A 26,665-nucleotide genomic window follows, 5' to 3' on the forward strand; every position below is an offset into this window, starting at 1 on the left:
ATTTATATTAAAAATGCCGAAATCCTCCCACTATTTCAGACGAATATAGTATAATGAAATATATTAATCTATTGAAAAGGGGCTGACTATATGAAATTGTCATTTATCGGCGCTGCCCACGAAGTAACGGGAAGCTGCCATTACCTCGAAGCCTGCGGAAAACGTATTCTTATTGACTGCGGCATGGAGCAAGGACCTGACCTTTATGAAAATCAGGCTATACCCGTACCTCCGTCAGATATTGATTATGTCCTTCTGACACACGCCCACATTGATCATTCCGGTAATCTGCCGCTGCTGGCTAAGCAGGGATTTACGGGGGAAATCATCTCCACCTTTGCCACTTCCGATTTGTGCAGCATCATGCTGCGGGACAGTGCGCACATTCAAATGTTTGAGGCAGAATGGAGAAACAGAAAAGCCCGGCGCTCTGGCGCTCCATTGTACGAGCCAATCTATAACATGGAAGACGCAGTGGCGGCCATCTCACTTCTTGCCCCTGTTGAATACAATACCATGATAGATTTGTGCGACGGTATCCAAATCCGCTTCACTGACGTGGGGCATCTCCTTGGTTCCGCGTGCATCGAAGTCTGGATTAACGAAAATGGAATTGAAAAGAAAGTTGTTTTTTCTGGAGATGTAGGAAACACGAATCAGCCTATTATCAAAGATCCTCAGACCGTGGAGGAAGCCGATTACGTCGTGATCGAATCCACCTACGGAGATCGAATTCATGCTTCCGAAAGACCGGATTACATCAAAGATTTGGTACGGATTCTGCATTCCACCTTCGCCAAAGGGGGAAACGTCGTCATTCCTTCCTTCGCGGTAGGACGTACACAGGAACTTCTTTATTTTTTCAGGGAAATCAAAGATAAGAATTTGATACCAGAATATGCGGATTTTGAGGTGTATGTTGACAGTCCGCTGGCTATTGACGCCACCAGCGTATTCCAAAAGAATACTTATTCTTGTTTTGACGATGATGCTCTGGCACTGATCGAGCAAGGAATAAACCCACTCCTGTTCCGTGGATTGAAGACGACTATTACAAGCGATGAATCAAAATTGATCAATTTCGACGACAAGCCTAAGGTTATTATTTCCGCCTCAGGCATGTGTGAGGCCGGGCGCATCCGGCATCACTTAAAGCACAATCTATGGCGCAGAGAAAGCACCATTCTATTTGTAGGTTATCAGGCCATGGGCACTCTGGGGCGTAAGCTTATAGAGGGCGCCGACTGTGTGAAGCTTTTTGGAGAGAATGTGGAGGTTAACGCAAATATCGAAATCCTTCAAGGAATCAGCGGGCATGCCGATATGAACGGCCTGCTGAACTGGCTTGACGGGTTTAAGAAAAAGCCGTGTCATGTCTTCGTGGTACACGGGGAAGATACCGTGACCGACTCCTTCGCCCAGCTTGTGACAGAACACTTTGCAGTCCCTGCCTTCGCCCCCTATTCCGGCGGATGCGTGGACCTTACGACAAACACTATCTTGAGTGCCGGCGTTAAAGTGCCCAAAAGAGCCGTGGAAAAGCCTGCCCGCATGCGTGCTTCCAACGCTTTCAACCGAGTGGTCGCAGCGGCCAAACGGCTTATGGATGTAGTGCTTAAAAATGAAGGACTCGCCAATAAAGATTTGGCTAAATTCGAGACACAGATACAAAACCTCGCAGATAAATGGGATAGGAATTAGGAAGATTTGGATTGAGTTGTGTGGGGGGTATGGGGGAAGTACCCGGTCAGAAAAGAGAGGCGCAGGCGGAAAGTTTCCTATCACGGCACGTTCACGAGCTGCTAATCCCGGCCACGAATTGCTAAGTGCCTCGGTGACATCGTCCAATGGGACTCCGTCGCCGGTTCACTAAGCACTTCGGACAGTGTATCAGCGGCTCTCCACTTAACGCCGTGTACGGAATCTTTCCGCCTGCGCCTCTCTTTCCTGACCGGGCACTTCCCCCCTTCTATCCCTCTACACTCCTCAAGAGGGAAATCTTTGGAAATTGTATGTTTTATGTATGGATATACATAAACTTTTTGGTATAGGACGCTCTCGAACCGGCTTTGCCGGTTATGAATTGCTGTCTGTTGTTAGTAGTTTGCGTTTCATATAAGCACACATATTCAAATCACGTATTGTCTTGAGCAGCGTAGTGGGACGAGAGGGGAGGAGACGGGTTGCAGGGGGAGGGCGGCAGGGGAAAGCTTCCGTGCACGGCGTTAAGTGGAGAGCTGCTGATACACTGCCCGAAGTGCTTGGTGAATCGGCGACGGAGTCCCATTGGACGATGTCACCGAGGCGCTTAGCAATTCGTGGCCGGGATTAGCAGCTCGAGAACGTGCCGTGACAGGAAACTTTCCCCTGCCGTCCTCCCCCTGCAACCTGTCTCCCTCAATCTCCCTACCAACTCACACTATTCATACCTCACCATCTCCCGCCGAAGTCTCTGCATAATTTTCTTCTCGAGTCTGGATATGTAGGATTGGGAGATTCCGAGGAGGTCTGCGACTTCTTTCTGGGTCTTTTCTTCTCCGTCGGGGCTGCCTAATCCGAAGCGCATGTTGACGATGGTGCGTTCTCTGCTGGAAAGGCGGCTGATGGCTTTGATTAAGAGTTTCCGCTCTGCTTCGTTTTCCATATCCCGGTAGATTGTGTCTTCTTCCGTTCCCAATATATCGGAGAGAAGGAGTTCGTTGCCGTCCCAGTCTACATTCAAAGGCTCATCTATGGATACTTCCATTTTCGTTTTGTTATTGCGCCTGAGATACATGAGAATTTCATTTTCGATGCATCGGGACGCGTAAGTTGCAAGTTTGATTTTTTTATCAGGCTTAAAGGTATTGATGGCTTTAATCAGTCCTATGGTGCCGATTGATATCAGGTCTTCTACCCCGACGCCGGTATTGTCGAATTTTTTAGCGATATATACCACCAAACGAAGGTTATGTTCTATGAGAACTTTTTTAGCTTTTTCGTCATATTCTGTTCCAAGCCCGGCTATGGCCTCTGATTCCTGTTCTGCTTCCAGAGGGGCTGGAAGTACATCGGAACCGCCTATGTAATGGATATCCTTCTTCTCCGGGAAAAATATAGTGCGGAAAGTGGGCATCACTTTTAATTTGAATTGGTTGGGTACTGCTATTTTTATCATCATCTATAATCCTCCTAATAATTGTGCGGATGTAATATCAATTCATATGTTCCATCTAAAAACCCGTGCTGGCCGGAAATGCCAATCAGAGGTGATATCACTTCTTTCTCTTTCTTTCCGTGTATGCACATTCTGTCGATTGTGATTACCGGCAATACTCCTTCTCCTTTCTCAACCGTGCGAAAAGGAATATAGCGGACCTTCTGTATTTTTTCTGTTTCAGTTAATTTTTCCATTGCTTTCTTGTCAATAATATTTACAGGCTTACCCGTCAGAGTATCGTAAAGCCCATTTCCACTGTCTATTACAGCCTTTAGCCTCAGGGAATGTTCTCCAATATAAAGCGTAGCTTCACATTGGAATTCCTTCAGTTTCCATAAAGATTCTAAAAACCGCATTCCTCCGGTAACCAGAAACCAGCAGCCAATCAGTACCCCAAAAAACAGACATCCTATCCTAAAATATCCCCCTGTGTACTGGGCAATCCAATTCATTGCGCCTCCAAGCAGAAAACTTGTCAGGTAAAGCAAAATCATGGATTTCCAAAAGATACGATTTTTTATGGCTTTCAGGCCTATTATCACCATTAATGTATTTATCAAGGTGTGTAGACATATGATTTTTATAAACGAGGGCATGGGAATCATAATGACAGCACAAGTGCACACAGCCCCTGTCAGAGCTCCCAGCGCGACATTTCCATGTGTGGCAGAACATGAAAGCGCACGCCTGATAATCAAGAGCACCAGATAGTCCATCAAAAAATTCACAAGAAAAAATACGTCTATATATAATTCATATTGCACATGCGTCCTTCTTTCTCTTCAGATACTAAATCGATTTGGTACTTAAGCAAGACCTATTATAATCAACCTCTGTCTTATTTTTTGTCATATGTTGCGAATGAACCTTTTTTTCATTCGACACCGCTGTTTATGGGGAATCTCTGTGCTTTTGTCGAAATACGAATAGATATCTTCTGGAAATTGCTCGTGATTTGTCAGATAGATGAGAATAAAAATGTTTCTTATAACAAAAAAACAGAGACATGGAAACATGTCTCTGCTCTTTTTATTATATGCTATAGATATTTTTTTATTTCTTGAAGAAATCCGGAATCTTAATAGACTGCTCTTTTACCTTGCTGGATGGTGTTCTCGGCGTCTGAAGCGGAGGTACTGCCCCCTGCTGCTGGCTGGCCCGTGTACCATAGGCCGGACGTTCTGTCCCGAAATCCAGCTTTGGAGCGGACTGCGCATCCCCAAATCTTCCTGCACCGGCAACCATATTGCTCTTATGCTCCAGTCTGTTCTGAAGCTTCGATGCTGTGCCTCCTACATTGTGAAGACCGGTAGCGATAACCGTAATTGTCGCTTCATCGGACTTGCTGTCGTCATACATCGCACCAAAGATAATATTCGCCTCTTCTCCGGCAAGATCCTGTACATATTCCGCCGCGTCGCTCGCGTCCATAAGAGTGATATCACCGGAAATATTGATAATAACATGAGACGCGCCGGCAATCGTAGTCTCCAAAAGCGGGCTGGCAACAGCCTGTTTAACTGCTTCAAGCGCCTTGTCATCTCCCTTGCCCTGACCGATACCGATATGGGCAATTCCTTTGTCTGTCATTACTGTCTGAACATCTGCAAAATCAAGGTTGATCAAAGAAGGAACGTTAATCAAATCAGTGATACCCTGAATACCCTGCTGAAGAACCTCATCCGCCTTCTTCAACGCTTCCGGCATCGTAGTTCTTCTGTCTACAATCTCAAGAAGCTTATCATTCGGGATAACAATCAGTGTATCTACATTTTCTTTCAACTTTTCAATTCCTGAAAGAGCGTTATTCATTCTTGTCTTGGATTCAAAACGGAAAGGCTTGGTTACGACACCAACCGTCAAGGCTCCCTGCTCTTTGGCGATACGTGCCACCACAGGTGTCGCACCTGTACCGGTACCTCCACCCATACCACATGTCACAAAGACCATGTCGGCGCCTTTTAATGCCGCGGAGATTTCTTCTGCACTCTCCTCTGCCGCCTTCTCACCAATCTCAGGCTTTGCCCCCGCCCCAAGTCCTTTGGTAAGCTTGTCCCCTATCTGCATAAGCGTAGGAGCTTTACATAACTGCAATGCCTGTTTATCTGTATTAATAGCAATAAATTCAACACCTGCGATTTGTTCGTCGATCATTCGGTTTACCGCGTTATTTCCGCCTCCACCGACACCAATTACGATTATTTTCGCTGCTGATTCTGATTCGTTTGTTTTAATTTCTAACAAGAGTTTCTCCTCCTTTGTCACCTTATTATATTATACACCCTTTATGTCCAATATGCGTTTAGCTATATATAAGACTATAATATAGTCTTTTTCCCAAAATATCAATAGAATTTTCTATATTTTCTTATTTTTTTATTCACTTTATACAGCTTTAAGAGCCAAACGACAACAAATTGACAGGGCATTATAGTCCATCCTCATTTTCATCGGTCTGTCCACCCTCAGACGTCTCACCGTTCTCCTCCTGCGATTGTTCTTCCTCCTGCGTCTCATCCCCTTCTTCTGCCGGTTCCTGTGCGGCAGGTAATTCCGGAAGCACGTCTTTGTCGAAACTGACGGTTGTGTTCGTCTCACTGTAATTTTCCAGATGAAGTGTTCCGCCCTGTTCTCCAAGCTTCGCAAGAATCGGCGGTATCTGCGCAATCTTATCACCAAAATTATTATCGCCGAGGATGGCACATACCTTGCCCAAGAACAGATACAGCCCTTCTTCATTGCACACGATTCTGTCCGGCGTCAATTCATATTTCTTCAGCGACTGGCTCATCTCCAAAAGGTTCTCGAACACCTTTTTATTTTCCTTGCTGACCGGAAGTTCTTCATAAAGAGTGACCTTGTCCACGGCAAGCCCCTCGATACAGGGGACATCATCCCACCACTCTGTGGTCTGTGCCAGTACGATCCCGTCTTTATCGAAATAGACGCAGTCATCCCCGAACTCTATGTAACCAACGATCCGTTTCTCCGACACCGTCACCTTCATGGTCCAAGGATTCTTCATGCTTACCTTGACCCCTTCCATCGCCGGCAAAAGCTTATAGTCCGTCAGGTGGTATTTAATCATCAGATAGATGCTGTTGGTAGACAGCTCGTCCTCCTCCATCCAATCCGCTATTTCCTGATTGGACAAATAGCGGTTTCCTTGTATTTCTATTTTTCTCACTTGAAACAAAAGTAAAAAACCAATCATGAAAAGGCTTAGCAGCATAATAATCAGAATGACTGCATAAATCGTGCGCTTCCTGATGCGTCTTCTTCCTTTGTTCTTCTTATCGCTCATCCAATGCCTCCTGCTCGCCGTCTAAATCTCCCGTTGACACGGCGGCCAATCGGGGAAACAGGGCCACCCGGTGACCCTACTTCATTCTACCAGACTTGATACGTTTAGTACAAGCCCCATTTCTATAAGAAGGAACATGACCGACGTTCCTCCATAACTGATAAATGGCAGTGTGATTCCTGTGTTGGGAATTGTATTTGTAACTACCGCTATGTTCAATATTACCTGAATCATCATATGTGCCATCGCCCCCGCCGCAATGAGAGACCCGAACAAGTCCCTGCAGTGGGTCGCCACCAAAAAGAAACGCCAGATTAGAAGCAAGAACAGGAGTACGATGAAAGAGGCTCCCACCAGTCCCAGTTCCTCACATATAATAGAAAAAATCATATCATTCTGCGCTTCCGGGACAAACCCCAGCTTCTGTACACTATTGCCAAGCCCTGTGCCAAAGAGGCCTCCCGAGCCTATGGCATATAGTCCCTGCAGCGTCTGATAGCCCTTTTCGAACTTCTCTGGATTCCGCCATATGGCGAGACGCTCAAGACGGTAACTCTCAAGCGCAAGGAATACTCCCATAAAACTGATGCCCAATCCGGCCATCCCAATGAACTGTGCATATTTAGGGCTGGCCACAAAAATCAGGACTACACCGATTCCAAGGATAATGATGGCAGTACTCAAATTACTGGCTCCCACAAGCCCCACTATTGGTAAAATCCATATCATAATCCTGAGCATAGTTTTCATCTTGCCGATTGTTTTCGCATTGCGCATCACGAGCCAAGCCAGAAAGATAATCAAGGCAACTTTACAAAATTCTGAAGGCTGAAAAGAAAAAGGCCCCAAAGACAACCATCTTTTGGACCCGTTAATCTCTTTCCCGAACAGCATAACCGCAACCGAAAGTGCAATTGCAGCCACATATCCCCACACAGCGGCCTTCTGCCACACATGGTAATCTATATTCGCAACAAAAAGCATCATCACAAGCCCTAGTATTGTTGCAAACAATTGCTTTTTCAGGTAGTAAAAAGAATCATGAAATTTGACCTGACCGTTGTAAGCACTTGTACTGTAAAGAATGACAAGGCCGACTCCGACCAAAAGAAGTACGATTATAAGCAGCGTGTAATCCATCCCATGCCGCTTGTTTTTTTCTGACAATCTATCAACATCCTTCCTGCAAAGTTACAGTGCTAACACATATTTCTTGAATTCTTCTCCTCGTACTTCGTAGTTGCTGAACATTCCCCAGCTCGCGCAGGCCGGAGATAACAGAACCGCGTCTCCAGGACGCGCCAGCTCTACGCAGGCTGCCATCGCCTCCTCAAAGCTGTCCTTTAATATACAATCTGTAAAACCACATTCAGCAGCTTCTTTTTGAATCTGTTCTTTAGTAGCTCCGATCAGCACCAGATAGCGCACCTTGCCGTCAAAGCTCTGTATCCATTCATGGAAGTCGGACTTCTTATCATAGCCGCCTCCCAGCAGGACGGTGGGACGATTCATCGCTTGAATCCCCTTGATCGCTGCATCCGGATTCGTTCCTTTGGAGTCGTTGTAATAGACAACCCCGTTCTTCTCAGCCACAAATTCAATGCGGTGTTCTACACCCTGAAATTCTTTCACCGTTCTTCTGATAATCTCTATATCCACGCCATAGGCTGCCGCCATAGCCGCAGCCGCCATCACATTCTCATAATTGTGGACACCCAGAATCTTCAGTTCGTCTGTTTTACAGATTTCGATACCCGGCTCTCCCTTATGCGGTTTATAGACAATGCATCCTTCATCCAGATATATCCCTTGTTCCAGTTTATGCCGGCTGCTGAAATATAGAACGGACGCCCTCATTTTTTCTGCCATTGCCCTACAGGCCTCGTCTTCATAGTTCAGCACACAAGTATCTTCTTCCGTCTGGTTCTTTGTGATATCAAATTTTGCCCGCGTGTAGGCTTCCATCGTGTGATGTCTGTTGAGATGGTCGGGCGTAATATTCAAAATGGCACTGACTTTGGGGCGGAAAGTAATAACACTCTCAAGCTGAAAGCTGGACAGCTCAGCTACGATCACCGAATCCGCTCTTGTCTCAGCCGCCGCCTGTGTATAAGGGCTGCCTATATTTCCAACCACGAACGTACTCGCGAACGCATGCTTCATAATCTCTCCCAGCAAGGTGGTAGTAGTCGTCTTACCGTTGGTTCCCGTGATGCCCAGCACTTCTCCTTTTCCGCAGACGTAGGCAAGCTCAATCTCACCCCATATCGGAATTCCGGCTGCCTTCATACGTTCGATTACCGCAAGATCCGTGGGGATTCCCGGGCTTAACACTACCAAATCAAGCGAATTGACCGCCGTCTCCGGGAAATCTCCCAGACAGATCTCCACCCGGCTTTCCTCTCCCAGTTCTTCCTTCATCTTCCCCATATCCAGTTTGTCGTTGCCGTCGTGCAGTATCACACTTGCTCCTTTTGCCTCCAAAAGCCTGCAGGAACCAATGCCGCTGATTCCGGCGCCAAATACCAGCGCCTTCTTTCCATTCAAAACCATTTCCATTTCCTTCTTTCCTCTATCTGCCTGACGCTATTTTACAATGCCAGAAGCGCAATCAGACACAGAATAGCCGTAATTATCGCAAATACCGCGACGACCTTCGTCTCGCTCCATCCACACAGTTCAAAGTGATGGTGGATGGGAGCCATTTTAAAGATACGTTTCCCGCCAGTCTTCTTAAAGTAAGTGACCTGTATGATGACCGACAGTACTTCTACCAGATAAATCAGTCCCACTATCAAAATGAAGAGGGGCATCTGGAGCACGTACGCCGCAGAGGCCACAAAGCCGCCCAGCGCGAGAGACCCCGTGTCTCCCATAAATACACTCGCCGGATAGACATTGAACAACAGGAACCCCAGCAGCGCTCCTACGACCGCACAAGTAATAGGCTCAATGCCGCTTTTCGTGCCTATGGCTACCACCGTAAAAAATGTAGCGACAAGCACCGTCACGCTGGATGCCAGTCCGTCCAGTCCGTCGGTGAAATTCACACCGTTCACCGTACCGATAACGGCAATAAAAAGCACCGGTATCGCTACCCATCCAATATCCCAATATTTCCCTCCCGAGAAGGGAATTAACAGTGTAAGTGGAATCTTAGCCACCTTTACCATGTAAAAAGCAAACACAGCCGTCAGAAGGAACTGCAGCCCAAATTTCTGTGCGGGCATCAAACCGTCAGAACGCTTCAGGACAACCTTCAAGTAATCATCTAAAAATCCAATCAGTCCAAATCCCAGTGTGACAAAGAGTACCGGTATCACCTTGGGATACTCTCTTACATAGATCAATGATGTGACAACGATAGCAAGCAGGATAATGACACCGCCCATTGTAGGCGTTCCTGCCTTCTTCAGGTGGGACTTGACTCCCTCCTCCCGCTCTGTCTGCCCCATCTTAAGTCTTCTGAGAATCGGGATTATAATAGGTCCCATAACTACACTTATCCCGAATGCAATCAGCACCGGTATTACCATATTAAAGTCCATAATGCACCTCTTACCTTCTTTTGTTCTACGAAATAGTATAATGTATATGCTCCTTTTTGTAAAGCGGGTTACTCTGCGTTTTCCTCCGTATTTTCTTCTGTTTCGGGCACCGCCGCCTTCTCTATTCCCATATATGGCAGAACATTGTCGAATATATCCCGGATGACCGGAGCCGCGATCGTTCCTCCATAATAGACTCCCTGAGGATTGTATATAATACACATACCGATAATCTTGGGGTCGTCCGCCGGCGCAAAGCCGATAAAGGATGAAATGTATTTGTTGGCGCTTCTGGGAAGCGTCTGGCTTGTGGCTGTTTTCCCCCCAATACGGTATCCTTCGATATAGGCGTTTTTACCGCCCCCCTCAGAGACAACCGTTTCCAGAACTGCCCGCATGGTCGCAGAGGTCTCTGACGATACAATCTGCTCATCGCCGCCATAATCAAAAGTTTCTACTTTCTGTCCTTCCGCGTTGTAGGCACAGACGCCAAAATGGGGCGTAATCCTGCGGCCTCCGTTTATCAGCGAACTGACTGTGGCAGCCATCTGCATAGGAGTTATCTGAAACGATTGTCCGAAAGACATCGTAGCCAGTTCCACAAGTCCCACATTTTCCTTTTTATGCATAATCGTAGCCGCTTCCCCCGGCAGATCCACCCCGGTCTTTTCCAGCAGCTTGAATTGCTTCATATATTTATAAAAATTATCTACCCCTAACCGAAGGCCGACTTCAATAAACACCGGGTTGCATGAGTTCTGTACACCCTGCACGAATGTCTCCGAGCCATGGCCGCCCACCTTTGCACATCGTATTTTTCTGTCCTCCACAATCTTATAACCCGGACAGTGGAATTGATCGTTGAGGGACACCACCCCCTCTTCGAGCGCCGCCGACGCCGTGAAAACTTTAAATATAGAGCCCGGCTCATAGGTGTCGTTGATGCACCGGTTCCTCCACATCTGGTTCAAAAGCTCCTGCTTCTTCTCCTCATCCATCCCCGTTGTATCTGTCCCCGTATTTAACGTAAAGGGCTCGTTCAGATTAAATTCCGGCACATTCACGCAGGCATAGACTTCTCCGTTCTGGGGGTTCATAAGTAATATGGCCACCCCGTCGGCCTGCTTTTCTTCCATCACTTTTTCTGCCGCCTGCTGGGCATACGCCTGCAAGTTATAATCAATACTCAGCTGAAGCGTATCTCCAGCCACCGGCTCCACACGGTCTTCCGCTATACCGTCAAGCTCGACCCCTCTGGCGTCCGTGGTCGTCAATATCATACCGTTCTCTCCTTTGAGTATATCCTCATATTTGACTTCCAGACCGATAATTCCTTGATTATCCCCGCCGGTAAAGCCGAGGACCTTGGAAGCCAGTTCTTCATATGGATAGTAGCGCTTAAAATCCTCGTCCACCTTTACCCCGTCAAACTCATATTCACGGATGCGGTCCCCCACCTCTTTGGCCACATTAGTTTTGATGCGCTCCATCGAAGATACCTTTTCCACCCTCTTCCGCACCTCCGCCTCTGAGAGGCCGAGTTCTTTTACGAGCATGGAAATGACTGCCTCTTTATCCTTCACTTGATTATGTATTACAGAGATTGTACATACAGTTTTATTTGTTGCCAGAACCTCTCCGTTTCTGTCAACAATCTCTCCTCTGGCCGCCTTGATATCCCGCTCCCGCTCATGAAGATCCTCTGCTTTTTTCTGATAGTATTCGGCATCGAAGACCATCAGATAAATCAGGCGTCCGATCAGCCCAAGTATAAGAACCAGTGCACACAGAAAGACTACCAGCGTTTTTTTCTTATTATATGTTTTATTGCGCATAAAAACCTCGGGAAATGATAATTATTATACCTTATTATCATTCACCTGAGGTTATACCCTAAATCTTATATTTCCCCATTATTCCGAAGGAGTAGTTTTTGTTATATTCAAATAAGGAAAAGCCTCTGCCATAATATCTGCGGACAGCTGTGTAATCAAATTGCTGGATCTCCCCTGATTAGGTACGTTGGGTTCATCCACAACCACATAAATCATAATCTCAGGATTCTCCTGCGGTGCATAGCCGATAAACGACACAACGTTCTTGTTTTCCCCACGGGGGAGTTTTTCTGCTGTACCGGTCTTACCGCCGATATCATATCCTTCTACCTGTGCATAGCGGCCACTGCCGTTTTGCACGACGCTGTACATATAACTCTTTAATGTATCCGATGTCTTTTTGGATATTGTCTTCTTCTGCAGAATAGGATCCTTCGTCTCAATTACGTTTCCATTCTGATCCTGAATTTCCTTCACGATATGTGGTTTATAATAGTTTCCTCCGTTTATTAAGGAGCAGAATCCCGATGCCAGCTGTGTCATGGTGACATTGAAGTTCTGGCCAAATGAATTCGTGGCAAGATCTGTCTCTCCCATATTATCTACTTTATAGAGCAGTGCAGAGGTCGCCGCGTCGCCGGGCAGATCGATTCCGGTAAATTCACCAAATCCAAAAATATGCTGATATTTTGAAAATTCTTCTGCTCCGATGCCAAGGCCAATCTGCATCAAGGCAACGTTACAGGAGTTCTCCATGACCTGTGTCAGATTCTGCGTTCCATGGCCGCCCTCGTCGTAGGCGATACACTTGATATCGTAATCACCGACATGAAGCGAACCTCCGCAGTAATATGTCTCGTCCCCCTTTAAAGCGCCTGTCTCAAGACCCGTGGCTATCGTAAAGGGCTTGATAGTAGAACCCGGCTCAAAAGTGTCCGATACACAGAAATTTCTCCAGAGCTCGTTCAGCTTATTCAGCTTATCCTCCGAGGAAAGCGCGTTGATTTCCTCTTCCGTATAATATTGGGATAAATCCCTTGGATTGTTCAAATCAAAATTGGGATAAGACGCCATTGCAAGAATCTCTCCCGTATTGGGCCGCATCATGATGACTGCCGTATTCTTGCTGCCCAGCCCTTCCTCCGCCCCGTTTTTATGCTCTTCGTTAAACGCAAGGATATGTTTCTCTACGATAGACTGTAGATTCGTATCGATGGTACTTACGATAGAACTGCCATTCACCGGCTCTTTTACAGTCTGCTCCACTGCGGATTCCGCGTTCTGATATCCGTACTCTCTTCCGTCGGTTCCATTTAAAAGAGCATTATAGGATGCCTCCAGCCCCACTGTGCCAACGTTGCCGTCCGATGTAAATCCCAGAACATCTGAGGCCAATGTGCTGTATGGATAAGTCCGTACATAATCTTCCTCCAGCCATATACCCACTACATTGGCATCCTCCTTGGCCGCGGCCTCGTAAGCCTTGGCCGTATCGTAGTCTACACCCTTTTTCAAGACCGCATATCTACTGTCCGGCTTCTCGTCCAGCACGCCCTCCACCGTAGACGGTTCTATTTGAAAATACGTCTGCAGGGCCTCAATCGTTGCCTTTGTATACTTCTCCGCTTTCTTCTCATCGCTCAACAGCACTTTGGCGTCCAGTATCACATTGTACACTCTTTCGCTGGTGGCAAGCTTGGTGCCATTCGTATCTATGATGTCGCCGCGCTTGAACGGTATGGTCCTGCTGCTGTACTGCTGCTGGTCCAATACATTTTTCGTATAAGTTTCACCCTCTGATGCGTTGATATAGGTTATCCGGCCTATAAGAAAAACAAAAGCTAGTAAAATTGCCATAAAGAGCATTACTAGCTTTTTCTGCATTTTCTTTGTAAATCTTTGTTTTAAAGCCGGAACCTTTCTCTTTCTTCTTCCTGCCATTTGATTCACCTTTTACTTACTTGCTTTATCGGACTTTGCGAGAACCCCGCTCTCCGGAATGTCCTCGTATTGTTTCACATAATCATTTACCGGATTCTGATAGGTTATAATTTGATCCTGATTTGCGTAGACCATCCCCATCTCGTTAATCGCTTTGTCTCTCACCGTCTCCAGATTAATAGAATCCACTACCGCATTATATCTGGTATTATTTTCTTCTTTAGCCTGCGCCAGCTGCTGCTGAAGTAATGTAATATTCTCAGAGCGGCTTGTCAGTTCTGCTCTCACCTGCAAATACCATACACAGACTCCCAGCGCCAATACTGCCGCGATTGTAAGAAATGCGACATAAGCCGGATTCATATGAAGCGCTTTTTTGCGGTTCTTCTGAACCTGCTGGCTGACTTTCTTCTGCCTTTCAGGAGCCTCTTGTTCCCATTCCCGTCTTCTCGGCATTACCTCTGCCTGACGGACTGTGTTTCCATATATGTATGTGCTGCGTGCTGACTGGCGACCTGATGTACGGACTGTTGTGCTGCGCCTTGCTGCCATGCGGCTCACCCCTTTTGGTTTTATACTTCCCTACATAGTTCCATTTGCCAACCCACTCAAAACAAATTTTCAGCTAGCTCCGTTCAAATATACGAAGCTTTGCACTTTTTGAGCGGCTGTTGGTCTCCAATTCTTCCGCACTTGGAAGAATCGGTTTTCTTGTGATAACTCTCCCCTTTGAGACTTTTCCGCATACACATACCGGAAAAGTACTCGGACACGTACAAGGGTTTTCATTTTTCTTGAAAATCCCTTTTACAATTCTATCTTCCAGCGAGTGGAATGTAATAATACAAATCCTTCCGCCTGTATTCAACATATCAATCATCTCATCAAGTGAATCCCTGAGAACTTCCAGCTCCCTATTCAATTCAATTCGAATTGCCTGAAAAGTTCTCTTTGCAGGATGCCCTGATGTTTTTTGAATCTTCATCGGGATTGACTGTCTGATTATCTCAGACAACTGGGCCGTAGTTTCGATGGGACCCTTCCCGCGCGCCGCTACGATATGTTTGGCAATGTTCTTCGCGAACTTGTCCTCACCGTAGTCGCGTATAATGCGGAAAAGGTCCATCTCACTGTAGCCATTGACGATGTCCTTTGCTGTCATACTCTGACGTGTATCCATTCTCATATCCAAAGGTGCATCTGCCCGATAGGAGAATCCCCGGTCTGCCGTATCCAACTGATAAGATGATACGCCCAGATCGAGCACGATCCCATCTACTTTGTCAATGCCGATTTCATGGAGCCTTGACTTCATATCACAATAATTGCTCCTGATTATTGTAACTCTCTCCCCGAAGTCAAGTAGTCGGGCGCCTGCGGCCTCAATCGCCGCCGCGTCCTGGTCTATTCCAATAAAACTCCCCTTGTTGCTTAAACGTTGACATACTTCATACGCATGTCCGCCTCCGCCAAGTGTACCGTCGACGTAAATGCCGTCCGGCTTAATAGAAAGGCCCTCTATTGTTTCACTCAGCAATACTGATTTGTGTTCAAATGTCATAGTCTCCTCCTGAAATTTAGCTGCTAGATACAGGAACTCATACTTTCCTGTTGATATTAAATGCTAAGTCCCAAATCCTCCATGTCATTTGCAATATCTTCGATATTTTCCTCAACATCAGCAGTACGTGCTTCCCACGCTTCTTTGCTCCAGATTTCTACTTTGTCCAATACTCCTGCGAGCACGACTTCTTTTTCCAAATCTGCATAAGCACGAAGTGAAGAAGAAATCAAAACTCTCCCTTGTTTATCGAGTTCTCCTTCTACTGCGCTTCCTAAAAAGAAACGTTTGAAATCTCTGGCCTTTTTGTTAGTGAGTGGTAAGGTTCTTAGCTTTTCTTCAAAGGCTTCCCATTCGTTGTCAGGATACAGAAATAAGCAGCCGTCCATTCCCTTCGTAATTACAAAATGTTCTCCCAGACTATCACGTAATTTTGAAGGAATGATTAACCTGCCTTTTGAATCAATACTATGATTAAATTCACCTGTCAACATAGGAATCACCTTCTTTCAAAGTGGTCTGCCACTTCTCTACCACTTTGCACCACTATTCACCACTTTCTACCACTTGAAACCATTGTAACCCACTTAAGCCCCCTTTTCAACCCCTTTTTTGTATTTTTTTATTTTTACTTATATTGCAATTTTTCCTACCGTTGACGTTACGAATTTCTTACTTTTTCGTTAAAAACCGCGGTTTTTGGCCATTTCCGCGCACAGCCATGGAACCATTTTTACATGAAATATACTTTGTAGTGGTAAATTTTACCATTCTGATCAAAGTGGGGGATTTTCCCACTTTATTTCACGATATATAAAAAAGTGGGGAATCATGCATGCCGCATTCCCCACTTTTGAGCAAAAAAAATAGAATCCGTAAATATAATATTTACGGATTCCCCACTTCTTTATTATTACATAAGCTGGATTCTTATTCTGAAGCAGTCAGCGTGCCCAGATACGTATTCACTGCAGTATAATCTATCTCGGCCATCTTGCGAGGCTGCTTTGACTCATAAGAATCATATGCCGAATACCCAAGCCAGCCAATCAGAGCAACAGCAACGACTATCATCAAAGTACTTCTGACAGCGTGCATCATCTTCTGCTTTCTCATAATCTGCTTGCGGTTTGCTTTATTCTTCTTATACTGATCCACTTTTTCCTGACTCATATGCCCGACTCCTTTTCTTTGCGATAGTCATATTTTAGCATACTTCTAACCACAGTACAAGTATTTATCTGAAGGAACAGCAGCACGGCTTATACAACCACAATGATGCCGCCGTCATTAGCATACATACTTGAAATTCCTCTGGTATCTAAAATTATGATGTCTTTTAACTTCATTTTTTCTTCCAGCATTTTCTTCACACTGAGCGCTCTATCCGGGCAGTTACAATGGGAAATCGCCAAAGTCTTATGCTCACTGTCCTTTATGTCCTCCGCAATAAAACCTGCCATCTTCTGAAGCGCCTTGTTCACCCCCCGCGCCTGACTTAGCTGGCATATCTCACCTTTTAGGGTAGCACCCATGACAGGCTTAATGTTGAGCACCGTCGCCGCAATTGCCTTCAATCCGGTAAGCCGGCCGTTCTTCCGCAATGTCTCCAGCGATTCCAGCACAAAATAAGTATGCTGTCCGCGGATATACTCTTCCACCGCATTAATCACTTCCGGAAATGTCATTCCGGCTTTTTCACATTCCACAATCTTTTGGGCAATCAAAGTCTCTCCCACCGACGCCGAGCGTGAATTGAAAATATAAATGTCTTTATCTCCATATTCTTCGTGATACAAATTCTTGCCTAAAACGGCGCTATTGTAAGAACCGCTCAGCTCTGCCGACAGTGTCACGGCATATACATGTTCTGCCTCACAATTGAATCCTTCCATGTAAGTCTCAGGAGAAGGACAGCTTGACTTCGGACAATTAGGACTTGCCGCTACCTTCTTCAAAAAATCTTCTTGATCAAATGTTTCATCATCTATAATATGATAATCGTCCACCTGAATTTCCAGTGATGCAGTCGCAAAGCATCCTGACGCTTTCATTTCCTCTGTCAGCTCCCCACAGCTGTCTACGATTATTTTATAGCTCATAATCTTACCTCCCGAAATATGTCATCTATTTCTATAATATGTAGTTTTTAATACTACTTTGTTTATCATACCATATAACCGTTGGAAATAAAAGTCTTTTTTATGTCTATTCTTCCAGTTTTATCGTGCGGGAAACTCCCAGCGCGATTCCCATCTCAATCATCAAAAACACTATCGAGGTTCCCCCATAGCTGATAAATGGAAGCGTGATTCCCGTTGTAGGTATAAGGTTTATAACAACTGCCACATTTAGGATGACCTGAATCGCAATGTGGGAAAATATCCCTGTGACCACCAGTGAACCGTACATATCCGGAGCGTTCTGGGCTATGAACAGCAGCCGGTACAGCAAAAGCCCAAAGAGGACCAAGACCATAATCGCACCGAACACACCAAGCTCTTCACATATAATAGTAAGAATCATATCGTTCTGTACTTCCGGTATTATCATTTTCTGGGCGCTGTTTCCCAATCCCTTTCCAAAAAAGCCGCCGGAACCGATTGCGTAAAGTCCCTGCACCGTCTGAAACGCGCCCGAGGACATATACTTTTCAGGGTTCAGCCAGGCAAGAATACGGCGAAGGCGGAAATTCGTACTGCTTTCCAGGACCCTGCTCAAAATAACGGACGCGGCTACCAGTACTCCTATCCCGCCCCCAGCCGCTATCAAAAAGGGCTTTGTCTTCGGATGAACTACGAATACGATAAAGCAGCAGATTCCCATAACAATGATACCCGTACTCAGGTTGTCCGTCAGCTTATATACCCCCAGCGCGGCCACAGCTCCCCACGCCAGCACAATCAACGTACCCTTCAGAGTATTGACGCTTTTTCCTATCTTACACACCAGATACGGTATAAAGAGAATCACCGCGATCTTCATCACCTCGGACGGCTGAAGCCGCTGCCCCGCAGGCATGCGCAACCATCGCCTCGCTCCATATACTTCAATTCCCAGAGGTGTAAAGTAAACAAGAGCCATCAAAAACATGGCGAACCAATACAACGCCATCGAAAACTTTGCATAAATATGATAGTCAATTCTGGACACGAACAGCATGATTCCCAAACCGGCCGCACTGAAAACAGCCTGACGTTTGAAAAAGTACATCCCGTCTCCGAACTTTGTCAGTCCTTCATAAGAGCTGGTACTATATAGCATAACCAGTCCAAAACAAATCAAAAACACCATAACGGCAAGCAGGCTGTAATCAAAATACCTGATTGCCACTTTCTTTTTTTTTCTAACTTTCCGTGCTGCCATCTGTCTACACTCCCACCTGCGCGGACGAACCGCCTTGTCAATACTTGAAAAGTATACCATATCTTTCTTCAAAGGTACAAGGTCAGATAAAGAAAAATGAAGATTTGCTTATTTTATGTTATATTAGAAGAAAGGAGGGTCTGCTATGACAAGAGAAGAACTATATCAGTCTATTTTTACCCATGATACTATTTATATACCTCCTCACGAGGAAGGCAGCGCACCGCTGGAAGTGGCGCTGGGATGCAGCTGGCACAAATGTACTTTCTGCGATTTCGCCAAAGACAAGTTTCTAATTCATCCTTTGGAGCGCATCGAACAAAACATGAAGATTCTAGGCATGCTTCGTCCAGATGCCGAACAGCTTTTTCTGCTGGGCGAGAATGCTTTTGTTATGAGTACAGACTATCTATGCCGGATACTGGAATTGAAAGAACAATATATGCCCCGGATAAGGCAGTTCGCCATGTATTCCCGCATCGATGACATTCTTCATAAGACCGACGGCGAGCTGCGCCTGCTGCACAGCAAAGGTCTCCGCGCCCTCCATATCGGTGTGGAGAGTGGAAGTGATTCTATATTAGACGCCAGAAACAAAGGAATTACCTCCGCCCAGACAATAACAGCGCTCCGCCGTCTTGACGCTGCCGGAATCGACTATTACCTAACTGTCATTCTTGGTCTCGGAGGGCGCACCTTCTCCCGCCTCCACGCGTTGGAAACCGCCTCCATGCTCAATAAGGTGCATCCAAAAAACATCTGGTGTCTCAAGTTAAAGCTCTGGGAGGACACTATTTTATATAGGGAAGAAAAGCAAGGCCTCTTTGACATGATGTCCGCAAAAGAGATGCTGGCCGAAGAATATCTCCTGCTGAAAAATTTGGCCGTAGAAAACTGTCTCTTTGAAGATACTACCGTGCTCGACAAGTATACGCTTCGAGGCATCTTGCCACAGCAGAAGCAGCAGCTTTTAGACGCTGCGAGTTATCTGTTCCATAATGAATAATTATGTCGAAAACTATATTGCAATTTAAAATGCCCAACAGTATAATATAGACAGAATTCACACGGGAGGATACACAATATGGCGACAACTTATCTGGTCGGTGAGCAGACGAAACGTAAAATTTTCAAAATCAGCCGGCAGTTATTTTACAAAAAGGGATATGACGAGACTACATACGATGACATCAGCAAGCTGGCCAAGGTAAATCGTGCTTTGATTCCATATTATTTTAAGAACAAGAAGAATCTGGCCTTGCTTGTGTTTCAAAAATTTATAGAAGACTACTATGCGGTATGTGATAAGACTATGGAGGGGCTCGACATGAGCGGTGAAGTGCGCACCGCTGTCTATATGTTTGGTTACTATCGCCTGCTCCGCAACCGGAATCTCGCCAAGTTCCTTATCCAGTTCCACAGCGATGTGGATTTCAACGAGCGTATGGTCACCAGCCAGAAGAAGTTTTTTGACGCTATTAATATGAATTTCTGTAAAGTTCCGGAATACGATTACGGCGTGCTGTCTCAGATGGATTATGGAATTGAAAAAGAGCTCATCCGCATGGCCTACTACGACGAAAATGTAGACATCGACCGTCTTTCTTCGATTGAATTTCATTTAATTCTTGGATACTTCGGGTATTCGAAAGAAAAAATTGACGAAATTATTACCGAAACCATGAAACATCTTGACAAATTCCAAATCATTTTAAAAGATCGTTTTAACTTTGAACTCACCGAAAAATAAAGCTTTTACGATAAGGGGAATTTCCCATAAGGGATTTTCTCCTTTTTTATGAACCATTCCGTTTTTGTGCATTATGTACAATCTATTTTTTCTACATCTTTTATCATTGACACTTTCCACAATTTTTGTTATTTTGACAATAGACCATGGTTTAGACTTTAGTCTACTATCGCCTGGGAACGATAGTAGGCTTAATGGCTGGGGAGCCATTATTTTGATATGATATGACTTTAATAACTTGGAGGAACTAAAAATGACAAACACAACTACAGTCTCGGCAAAGCAGCCGAAGGCCTTATATTTTTGCGGCTCAATTTTCACTTTCACTAACTTTTCCTACTATGGAATGAAGTTAGTGCTACTCTTATTTATCGCGGAAAAGACGTCCCGCGGTGGTTTAGGCTTAAGTAACTCAGAGGCCACCGCGCTTCTGGCAACTTTTATGGCGTTTTCTTATCTCTCTCCCGTGATTGGCGGCTGGATAAGCGACCGTTTCTTAGGCCCCAAACTCTGCGTGATTTTAGGAATGATTACTTCCGGCGCAGGGTATTTTCTGGCCTTCTCCGCGCACAGTAAGAGCGCGATTCAATTGACAATCCTTCTCTGCGTAATTGGGGGAGGACTTTACAAAAGCACTTCACAGACGCTGGTAGGCAACCTGTACGCTAACGACGACCCGCGAAAAGACGGTGCTTTCTCTATGACGTATACCTTCACCAACATCGGTGTTTTATTTGGTCCATTTCTCTGCGGCCTTGTGGCTAATCAATGGTTCGCAGTCAAAAAGGGCGGGGAGATTCTGGAATATGGTTACCGTACCGTTTTCCTTGTCGCCGCAATCGTTATCTGGATTGGGGCAGCATTCTTTGCCCTTGGACAGAAATTTTTCTTAAAAGATGTAAAAACCGCGGATAATGTTTCTGCAAAGGAAAACCTGAAAGTGAAAAAGGAGCTGGCAGCACAGCCGCTCACGAAGTCTCAGAAGCGCAGAATGGGCGTCATCCTGATTCTGGCCTTTTTTACAATATTCTTCTGGATTGCATACAATCAGGCTTCCATGTCAATCGCACTCTATATGCAGGAATTTATTAATCTTAAAATCGGGGGCTTCCAGATTCCGACAGCCTGGATTGACTCTTACAACGGCCTGCTCTGCGTTATCTTAGGGCCGGTGATGGCAGCCGTGTGGATGAAGCTCTCCCGCACAAAGGGCGGTGACTGGAATATTTCTAAAAAAATGAGCCTTGGATTCGTTTTCCTTGCAGCCGCTTTTGCTTTTATGATTGTGGCTGTTATGAAGACCGGCACGGTACCGGGCGAAGGCTCCAAAGCAAGTGTATTATTTATCATCGCTTTTATTACTTTCCAGAGTATCGGTGAGATGTGCTTCGCTCCGGTAGGATATGGTATGGTAAACAAACTGGCGCCTGCTAAATATGCTTCTCTTTTAATGGGTGTATGGTTTGCGAGTATGTTTGTGGCAAATAAGTTGTCCGGTTATGTGGAACTTGTAATCTCTAAGCTGGGAATGCTTCAGGTATTTATCATCATTCCTGCGTGCCTGCTGGTTATCGGATTTTTACTGTTTGCCCTCAATAAGAAATTAGAAAACATGGCAGCGGATGAACCGCAGAAAGGAGTATCACATGAACAAAGTGGAAAAATTATTGGATATACTGAAGGCTCAGAAGCTTGATGGTATCTACATCACAAAGGAATCAAACGTAAAGTATACGACTGGTTATCCGGACGAACTGGCATACGCAGTTATATGTCCGCAGGGTCAATATGTCATCACAGACAGCCGTTTTACAGAGCTTGCGGAGAGCTCTTGTCCCGGATTCGAGATTGTGAACTGGCATTTATTTGACAGAAGTATTCCCAAAGCAATTGAAAATATCTGCTCTAAGGCCGGCATCAAACGGCTCGGCTTCGAGGAGTGTTTTACAACTTATGACAAATATGCCGATTTAGAAAAGCGGCTCGGCGCCTATGGCATTGAACTTGTTCCTACCCAGAACATTATCGAAGAGCTGCGCTATGCAAAATCAGAAGAAGAAGTCGCCAATACCCGTATCGCCTGCGAAATCGCAGACAAAGCTCTGGAGGAGCTTATCCCATATATTAAACCCGGAGTTACCGAGCGTGAACTGTGCGCCCGCCTTGAGTTCAGCATGAAAATGCACGGCGCACATGATTTAGGATTCGAAACCATCCTTATATCAGGAGCAAAAACTTCTCTTCTCCACGGGAAACCGTCCGATAAGAAGATTGAAGAGGGAGATTTTGTATTAATTGACTTCGGCGCTAAATACAACGGTTATATTTCTGACATGACACGTACCTTCGTTGTCGGAGAGCCCAGCCAAAAGCAGCTTGAGGTCTACAATCTCGTGAAAGAGGGGCAGGAAACGGGACTTGAATACATGGGCCCCGGTATTCACGCCACAAAACCGGACGCAGAAATCCGCAAAAAAGTGGGCAGCTATGAAGAGTATTATTACGCCGGTATCGGACACGGGGTAGGGCTTGACCTTCACGAAGAACCGTTCCTTGGAAATTACGGCACGAAGACAATGGTTCCGGGATGTGTAATCACGATGGAACCGGGGATTTACATTCCCGGCTGGGGAGGGGTCCGCATCGAGGATACTGTCCTGATTACTGAAAATGGCAAAGAAGTGTTGACACATTTCCCAAAGGAGCTTATGATTCTTAAATAAAGGAAATGAAAAGGAGTTATGACTATGAACACAAAGTACACTGATTACATGCTGGAACAACTGCAGAATCTTCTGGCAATCGACAGCCCCTCTGGCTTCACGGCCAAAGCTGCCCAGTACCTTCTCGATGAATATACTCGTCTGGGATACGAGCCATATCAGGCAGTGAAGGGCGGCGTTATCGTAGACTTAGGCGGAAGCGACATGGATCACGCTGTCTTCATGGAAGCGCACGTTGACACTCTCGGGGCCATGGTTCAGGATATCAAGTCCAACGGACGCCTTGTCCTGTCCCCTGTAGGTGGATTGTCCCCCCTTAACGCATCCGGGGAGAACTGCCGCATCTATACCCGCACAGGAAAGAGCTACACAGGAACCCTGCAGCTCAACAATGCTTCTCTACATGTAAACGATGATTTTGAAAAAGCATCCCGCGCCTACAACAACATGGAAGTAGTAATCGACGCAGACACCTCTTCTAAAGAAGAGACAAAGGCTCTGGAGATTGAAAACGGAGATTTTGTGTGCTTCGATCCCCGCACGGTCATCACTGAGACAGGCTATATAAAAAGCCGTTACCTCGATGACAAGCTGAGCGCGGCCATCCTGCTCGGATACGCAAAATACTTAAAAGATAACCACATTGTCCCGGCAAGACAAGTATATCAGCATTTCACCGTCTACGAAGAAGTAGGACACGGTGGAGCCGCATCCATTCCGAGAAACGTGACCGAGGTTCTCTCTGTAGATATGGGATGCGTGGGCGATACGATTCAGTGTACAGAACGCCAAGTGTCCATCTGCGCAAAAGACAGCCGCGGGCCTTACACCTATCAAGTAGTGTCTAACCTGATCGAAGCTGCCAAAGCTGCGGACGTCGATTATTCCGTAGATGTATATCCACATTACGGATCCGATGCCGATGTCGCTTTGACCGCAGGTTACGATGTAAGCCATGGACTTATCGGAGCCGGGGTATACGCTTCCCACGGATACGAAAGAAGCCATGTGGACGGCATGAATAACACCTTCACCCTGCTGACAGAATATCTGAAATAGCCAATAGGGACAGGTCCCAACGCGTTGGGACCTGTCCCTCTCTACAATTCTCGCATAATTTTAATCATTTTCTGATATTTCTTGTATTTGTCTGTATAATTTTTTTGGGGTTGATACACTCTTCCCATCTTGGCAAATGTTTTTCCTGCATGTGATAAATCTGGGAAGGCTTTATCCTCAGCCGCACATAATGCGGCGAGTCCTAAAATACCTGCTTCTGGGCTTTCGAGAATCTGTATGGGCCGTTCCAGCATATCTGCCTTCATCTGCATGAACACATGGGATTGGGCGCATCCTCCGGTGGCGGTCAAATCGTTCATTTTTAATTCCAGCCTGCGCAGAACGTCGATGGCTGATTTTGTCTCAAAGCAGAGTCCTTCTAAAAGGGCCCGGTACATCATTCCTTTGTCACATGTCAAATCCAGCCCTGTAAAACATCCTTTTACTTGATTATATGCATCTCTGGTCTGGACGCTGGACAAATAGGGAATGCACATTAAATCGCCGCAGTCCTCGGGACATCCAAAATCTGCCTTTTCATATCTGTTCTCCTTTTCTTCCTGCCCCGGCACTCCAAAGTCTGCACCAAACTTATCCAAAAACCAGCGGATGCTTGTACCGTGTGCAAGGAAACCGATGGGAACCATGTACTGTCCGTCACGGATAAACGGCTCTGCGCACAAGCATGCTTCATAAAAGGAGTCTTTATAATCATTCTCGTCAATCAACAGGTTAATACTCTCTGAAGACCCTTCGCTGATGACGATATCCCCTCTTTCTGCACATCCCGCGCCAACCATTGCGCTGCATTGGTCATGGCACCCGAGAATGACCTCCACCTCCGGCGGCAGTCCAGTCCTTTCGGCTATCTCGGGCAAAATCTTACCCATATTAGTACCGGTAGGCCTGATCTCGGAAAATTTGTTTATCGGCACCGCAAATAAATCCGCAATTTTTTCTGACCACCGTCTGTTCTCAACATCCATAAAAAGTGTTCTGGAAGCGCTGGACGGGTCTATCATACGCTTTCCTGTGAGCTTGTAATTAATAAAATCTCCAAACAAAAAGTATTTGTCCGCATTCCGCTCAATCTCAGGGCAGTTTTTCCTTAACCAGAGCAGATTGTTAAGCGAGTATATATGGCTCAATGGCGCCCGTGTAATCTTATACAACTCTTCGGCAGAAATCAAGCCTAGGATTTCTCCCAGCGTGTCTTTTCCTCTCTCGTCCAGATAAACAATGCCATTCGTGAGAACACTTCCCTCTTCATCGAGGATGACCATCGTCTCTCCAATCGAGGATACCGCTATCTTTGTGATTTCTGTCCCGGCTGCCGCAAGCTCCGCCAACACCTCTTCCACCTGCTCCCAAACCTCGTTCGGATTCAGTTCTACATATCCCGTCCGGGGACTGTGCAGCCGGTATTCCCTGTGAGCCATATGTCTCATCGTCCCGTCCCGCTCCACGATGGCGGCTTTACATCCCGATGTCCCCACATCTAATCCAATATACGCCATAGCTGCACCTACACTCTGAATCTTGTCAATATATCAAGCTTCGCATCGGCCGTTACCCTGACCGCATCTCTGGCCGCCCTCATCATATCTATAATATCCGGCCGGCTATCCCCTTTCGTCATCTCCTTCACCGCATCTATATATGCTGTGAAAAATTCTGTGCCGACATTCAGCTTGGCAATCCCCAATCTGACCATCTTTTCCACATCTTCATCAGGAGTGCCTGAGCCCCCATGCACTACAATCGGGCATTCCACCGTATCCACCAGCTCTTTCAGCAAATCAAATTGAATCTTCGGCGCATATTTATACGCGCCGTGTGCTGTGCCAACAGAAACCGCAAGACAGTCTATTCCCGTATCTTTGACAAATCTGCGCGCCATCACAGGATCCGTGCATCCCTCCGCGATTACCTCCGGAGTTTCATCGGCCGTCACTATAGTTCCAAGCTCAGCCTCAACAGAAACCCCCACTTTGTGCGCAAGCTCTACCACACGCTTCGTCTCTCTTACATTCAGCTCATAATCCTCAGAGGCCAAATCAATCATTACCCCGGAGTATCCGCTCTCTATACATTTCTTCGCCTGCTCATAAGACCTGCCATGATCCAATCCCAGCGCAATTTTCACGTTGGAACGCTCCGCCGCAGTCTGGGCGATTGCCCGTATATAATCTGGCCCCGCATAATCCACATGTGCATGGTAAGTTTGTATAATCAATGGAGTCCGCTTATTTTCTGCGGCCGCCGCAACAGCCTGAACTGTCTCCATATTCATAGAATTAAACGCGCCTACCGTTATTTTGTGCTCCTTCGCATATTGCAGCACCTCTCTATAATTTACCAGTCCCATGATAATCCTCC

Annotated in this window: 23 protein-coding genes; 6 read left to right on the plus strand and 17 right to left on the minus strand. The window is 46.0% G+C overall.

Features of this window, described 5'->3' with window-relative positions:
- Positions 1 to 90 precede the first annotated feature (90 nt).
- Entirely contained in the window at positions 91 to 1,701 is a 1,611-nt protein-coding gene (locus BN6465_RS13720) for an MBL fold metallo-hydrolase RNA specificity domain-containing protein (protein WP_066736233.1), read from the plus strand.
- Positions 1,702 to 2,419: 718 nt separating this feature from the next.
- On the opposite strand, the gene sigE is transcribed toward BN6465_RS13720, so the two are convergent.
- The 15 genes from sigE to BN6465_RS13795 form a co-directional block, all read right to left on the minus strand.
- Complete coding sequence (gene sigE, locus BN6465_RS13725) at positions 2,420 to 3,160, minus strand: RNA polymerase sporulation sigma factor SigE (RefSeq protein WP_066736234.1); 741 nt, start codon at positions 3,158 to 3,160, stop codon at positions 2,420 to 2,422.
- Between the two features lie 11 nt (positions 3,161 to 3,171).
- A complete protein-coding gene (locus BN6465_RS13730) occupies positions 3,172 to 3,963 on the minus strand; it encodes a sigma-E processing peptidase SpoIIGA (protein WP_066736242.1) in 792 nt (263 codons plus the stop codon).
- Between the two features lie 289 nt (positions 3,964 to 4,252).
- Positions 4,253 to 5,443 carry a cell division protein FtsZ gene (ftsZ, locus tag BN6465_RS13735; protein WP_066736244.1) on the minus strand — a complete coding sequence of 397 codons (1,191 nt, stop codon included), beginning with the start codon at positions 5,441 to 5,443 and terminating at the stop codon, positions 4,253 to 4,255.
- Between the two features lie 184 nt (positions 5,444 to 5,627).
- The gene (locus BN6465_RS13740; RefSeq protein ID WP_066736246.1) at positions 5,628 to 6,503 is read right to left on the minus strand and encodes a cell division protein FtsQ/DivIB; all 876 of its coding nucleotides are present in this window, start codon (positions 6,501 to 6,503) and stop codon (positions 5,628 to 5,630) included.
- Positions 6,504 to 6,584: 81 nt separating this feature from the next.
- Positions 6,585 to 7,643 carry a putative lipid II flippase FtsW gene (gene ftsW / locus BN6465_RS13745; protein ID WP_066738671.1) on the minus strand — a complete coding sequence of 353 codons (1,059 nt, stop codon included), beginning with the start codon at positions 7,641 to 7,643 and terminating at the stop codon, positions 6,585 to 6,587.
- A gap of 51 nt (positions 7,644 to 7,694) precedes the next feature.
- Complete coding sequence (murD, locus tag BN6465_RS13750; protein ID WP_066738673.1) at positions 7,695 to 9,056, minus strand: UDP-N-acetylmuramoyl-L-alanine--D-glutamate ligase; 1,362 nt, start codon at positions 9,054 to 9,056, stop codon at positions 7,695 to 7,697.
- A 38-nt stretch (positions 9,057 to 9,094) separates the two neighbouring features.
- Entirely contained in the window at positions 9,095 to 10,051 is a 957-nt protein-coding gene (gene mraY, locus BN6465_RS13755; protein WP_066736247.1) for a phospho-N-acetylmuramoyl-pentapeptide-transferase, read from the minus strand.
- 68 nt (positions 10,052 to 10,119) lie between these two features.
- On the minus strand, positions 10,120 to 11,886 hold the full coding sequence (locus BN6465_RS13760; protein WP_066736248.1) for a peptidoglycan D,D-transpeptidase FtsI family protein: 1,767 nt from the start codon (positions 11,884 to 11,886) through the stop codon (positions 10,120 to 10,122).
- Positions 11,887 to 11,964: 78 nt separating this feature from the next.
- Positions 11,965 to 13,827, minus strand: a complete 1,863-nt coding sequence (locus BN6465_RS13765) for a peptidoglycan D,D-transpeptidase FtsI family protein (protein WP_066736250.1) — start codon at positions 13,825 to 13,827, stop codon at positions 11,965 to 11,967.
- A gap of 12 nt (positions 13,828 to 13,839) precedes the next feature.
- Positions 13,840 to 14,379 carry a hypothetical protein gene (locus tag BN6465_RS13770; protein ID WP_066736253.1) on the minus strand — a complete coding sequence of 180 codons (540 nt, stop codon included), beginning with the start codon at positions 14,377 to 14,379 and terminating at the stop codon, positions 13,840 to 13,842.
- Positions 14,380 to 14,452: 73 nt separating this feature from the next.
- Positions 14,453 to 15,388, minus strand: coding sequence for a 16S rRNA (cytosine(1402)-N(4))-methyltransferase RsmH (gene rsmH, locus BN6465_RS13775; protein WP_066736255.1), 936 nt, complete (start codon positions 15,386 to 15,388; stop codon positions 14,453 to 14,455).
- A gap of 56 nt (positions 15,389 to 15,444) precedes the next feature.
- Positions 15,445 to 15,882, minus strand: coding sequence for a division/cell wall cluster transcriptional repressor MraZ (mraZ, locus tag BN6465_RS13780; protein WP_066736260.1), 438 nt, complete (start codon positions 15,880 to 15,882; stop codon positions 15,445 to 15,447).
- Between the two features lie 436 nt (positions 15,883 to 16,318).
- Entirely contained in the window at positions 16,319 to 16,561 is a 243-nt protein-coding gene (locus BN6465_RS13785) for a hypothetical protein (RefSeq protein ID WP_066736262.1), read from the minus strand.
- A gap of 89 nt (positions 16,562 to 16,650) precedes the next feature.
- Positions 16,651 to 17,490: a DegV family protein gene (locus BN6465_RS13790; protein ID WP_066736264.1), complete on the minus strand. Its 840-nt coding sequence runs from the start codon at positions 17,488 to 17,490 to the stop codon at positions 16,651 to 16,653.
- Positions 17,491 to 17,596: 106 nt separating this feature from the next.
- Positions 17,597 to 18,754: an FtsW/RodA/SpoVE family cell cycle protein gene (locus tag BN6465_RS13795; RefSeq protein ID WP_066736265.1), complete on the minus strand. Its 1,158-nt coding sequence runs from the start codon at positions 18,752 to 18,754 to the stop codon at positions 17,597 to 17,599.
- A gap of 145 nt (positions 18,755 to 18,899) precedes the next feature.
- On the opposite strand from BN6465_RS13795, the gene BN6465_RS13800 reads away from it, so the two are divergent.
- The 5 genes from BN6465_RS13800 to BN6465_RS13820 all read left to right on the plus strand — a co-directional run bounded on the left by BN6465_RS13800 (position 18,900) and on the right by BN6465_RS13820 (position 24,286).
- Positions 18,900 to 19,760: a radical SAM protein gene (locus tag BN6465_RS13800; RefSeq protein WP_066736266.1), complete on the plus strand. Its 861-nt coding sequence runs from the start codon at positions 18,900 to 18,902 to the stop codon at positions 19,758 to 19,760.
- A 78-nt stretch (positions 19,761 to 19,838) separates the two neighbouring features.
- Entirely contained in the window at positions 19,839 to 20,504 is a 666-nt protein-coding gene (locus tag BN6465_RS13805) for a TetR/AcrR family transcriptional regulator (RefSeq protein WP_066736267.1), read from the plus strand.
- Positions 20,505 to 20,757: 253 nt separating this feature from the next.
- On the plus strand, positions 20,758 to 22,200 hold the full coding sequence (locus tag BN6465_RS13810; RefSeq protein WP_066736268.1) for a peptide MFS transporter: 1,443 nt from the start codon (positions 20,758 to 20,760) through the stop codon (positions 22,198 to 22,200).
- Positions 22,151 to 23,227: a M24 family metallopeptidase gene (locus BN6465_RS13815; RefSeq protein WP_066736269.1), complete on the plus strand. Its 1,077-nt coding sequence runs from the start codon at positions 22,151 to 22,153 to the stop codon at positions 23,225 to 23,227. The genes BN6465_RS13810 and BN6465_RS13815 overlap by 50 nt, the downstream gene beginning before the upstream one ends.
- Positions 23,228 to 23,251: 24 nt before the next feature.
- Positions 23,252 to 24,286, plus strand: coding sequence for a M42 family metallopeptidase (locus tag BN6465_RS13820; protein ID WP_066736272.1), 1,035 nt, complete (start codon positions 23,252 to 23,254; stop codon positions 24,284 to 24,286).
- A 41-nt stretch (positions 24,287 to 24,327) separates the two neighbouring features.
- Here the strand turns inward: BN6465_RS13820 and BN6465_RS13825 are convergent, their stop codons facing one another.
- Both BN6465_RS13825 and BN6465_RS13830 read right to left on the minus strand, forming a co-directional pair.
- The gene (locus BN6465_RS13825) at positions 24,328 to 25,803 is read right to left on the minus strand and encodes an FGGY-family carbohydrate kinase (RefSeq protein ID WP_066736276.1); all 1,476 of its coding nucleotides are present in this window, start codon (positions 25,801 to 25,803) and stop codon (positions 24,328 to 24,330) included.
- Positions 25,804 to 25,811: 8 nt separating this feature from the next.
- Positions 25,812 to 26,654 (minus strand): class II fructose-bisphosphate aldolase, encoded by an 843-nt coding sequence (locus BN6465_RS13830; protein WP_066736280.1) that lies wholly within the window; start codon positions 26,652 to 26,654, stop codon positions 25,812 to 25,814.
- Positions 26,655 to 26,665 lie beyond the last annotated feature (11 nt).

Source organism: Bariatricus massiliensis (assembly GCF_900086725.1).
GTDB lineage: Bacteria > Bacillota > Clostridia > Lachnospirales > Lachnospiraceae > Allocoprococcus > Allocoprococcus massiliensis.

Excerpts from the sequence above, each read along its gene's own strand:
- BN6465_RS13720 (WP_066736233.1), top strand. The coding sequence starts at position 91 with ATGAAATTGTCATTTATCGGCGCTGCCCACGAAGTAACGGGAAGCTGC.
- sigE (WP_066736234.1), bottom strand. The coding sequence starts at position 3,160 with ATGATGATAAAAATAGCAGTACCCAACCAATTCAAATTAAAAGTGATG.
- BN6465_RS13740 (WP_066736246.1), bottom strand. The coding sequence starts at position 6,503 with ATGAGCGATAAGAAGAACAAAGGAAGAAGACGCATCAGGAAGCGCACG.
- ftsW (WP_066738671.1), bottom strand. The coding sequence starts at position 7,643 with ATGGATTACACGCTGCTTATAATCGTACTTCTTTTGGTCGGAGTCGGC.
- murD (WP_066738673.1), bottom strand. The coding sequence starts at position 9,056 with ATGGTTTTGAATGGAAAGAAGGCGCTGGTATTTGGCGCCGGAATCAGC.
- mraY (WP_066736247.1), bottom strand. The coding sequence starts at position 10,051 with ATGGACTTTAATATGGTAATACCGGTGCTGATTGCATTCGGGATAAGT.
- BN6465_RS13760 (WP_066736248.1), bottom strand. The coding sequence starts at position 11,886 with ATGCGCAATAAAACATATAATAAGAAAAAAACGCTGGTAGTCTTTCTG.
- BN6465_RS13765 (WP_066736250.1), bottom strand. The coding sequence starts at position 13,827 with ATGGCAGGAAGAAGAAAGAGAAAGGTTCCGGCTTTAAAACAAAGATTT.
- BN6465_RS13770 (WP_066736253.1), bottom strand. The coding sequence starts at position 14,379 with ATGGCAGCAAGGCGCAGCACAACAGTCCGTACATCAGGTCGCCAGTCA.
- rsmH (WP_066736255.1), bottom strand. The coding sequence starts at position 15,388 with ATGACATTTGAACACAAATCAGTATTGCTGAGTGAAACAATAGAGGGC.
- mraZ (WP_066736260.1), bottom strand. The coding sequence starts at position 15,882 with ATGTTGACAGGTGAATTTAATCATAGTATTGATTCAAAAGGCAGGTTA.
- BN6465_RS13785 (WP_066736262.1), bottom strand. The coding sequence starts at position 16,561 with ATGAGTCAGGAAAAAGTGGATCAGTATAAGAAGAATAAAGCAAACCGC.
- BN6465_RS13790 (WP_066736264.1), bottom strand. The coding sequence starts at position 17,490 with ATGAGCTATAAAATAATCGTAGACAGCTGTGGGGAGCTGACAGAGGAA.
- BN6465_RS13795 (WP_066736265.1), bottom strand. The coding sequence starts at position 18,754 with ATGGCAGCACGGAAAGTTAGAAAAAAAAAGAAAGTGGCAATCAGGTAT.
- BN6465_RS13800 (WP_066736266.1), top strand. The coding sequence starts at position 18,900 with ATGACAAGAGAAGAACTATATCAGTCTATTTTTACCCATGATACTATT.
- BN6465_RS13805 (WP_066736267.1), top strand. The coding sequence starts at position 19,839 with ATGGCGACAACTTATCTGGTCGGTGAGCAGACGAAACGTAAAATTTTC.
- BN6465_RS13810 (WP_066736268.1), top strand. The coding sequence starts at position 20,758 with ATGACAAACACAACTACAGTCTCGGCAAAGCAGCCGAAGGCCTTATAT.
- BN6465_RS13815 (WP_066736269.1), top strand. The coding sequence starts at position 22,151 with ATGAACAAAGTGGAAAAATTATTGGATATACTGAAGGCTCAGAAGCTT.
- BN6465_RS13820 (WP_066736272.1), top strand. The coding sequence starts at position 23,252 with ATGAACACAAAGTACACTGATTACATGCTGGAACAACTGCAGAATCTT.
- BN6465_RS13825 (WP_066736276.1), bottom strand. The coding sequence starts at position 25,803 with ATGGCGTATATTGGATTAGATGTGGGGACATCGGGATGTAAAGCCGCC.
- BN6465_RS13830 (WP_066736280.1), bottom strand. The coding sequence starts at position 26,654 with ATGGGACTGGTAAATTATAGAGAGGTGCTGCAATATGCGAAGGAGCAC.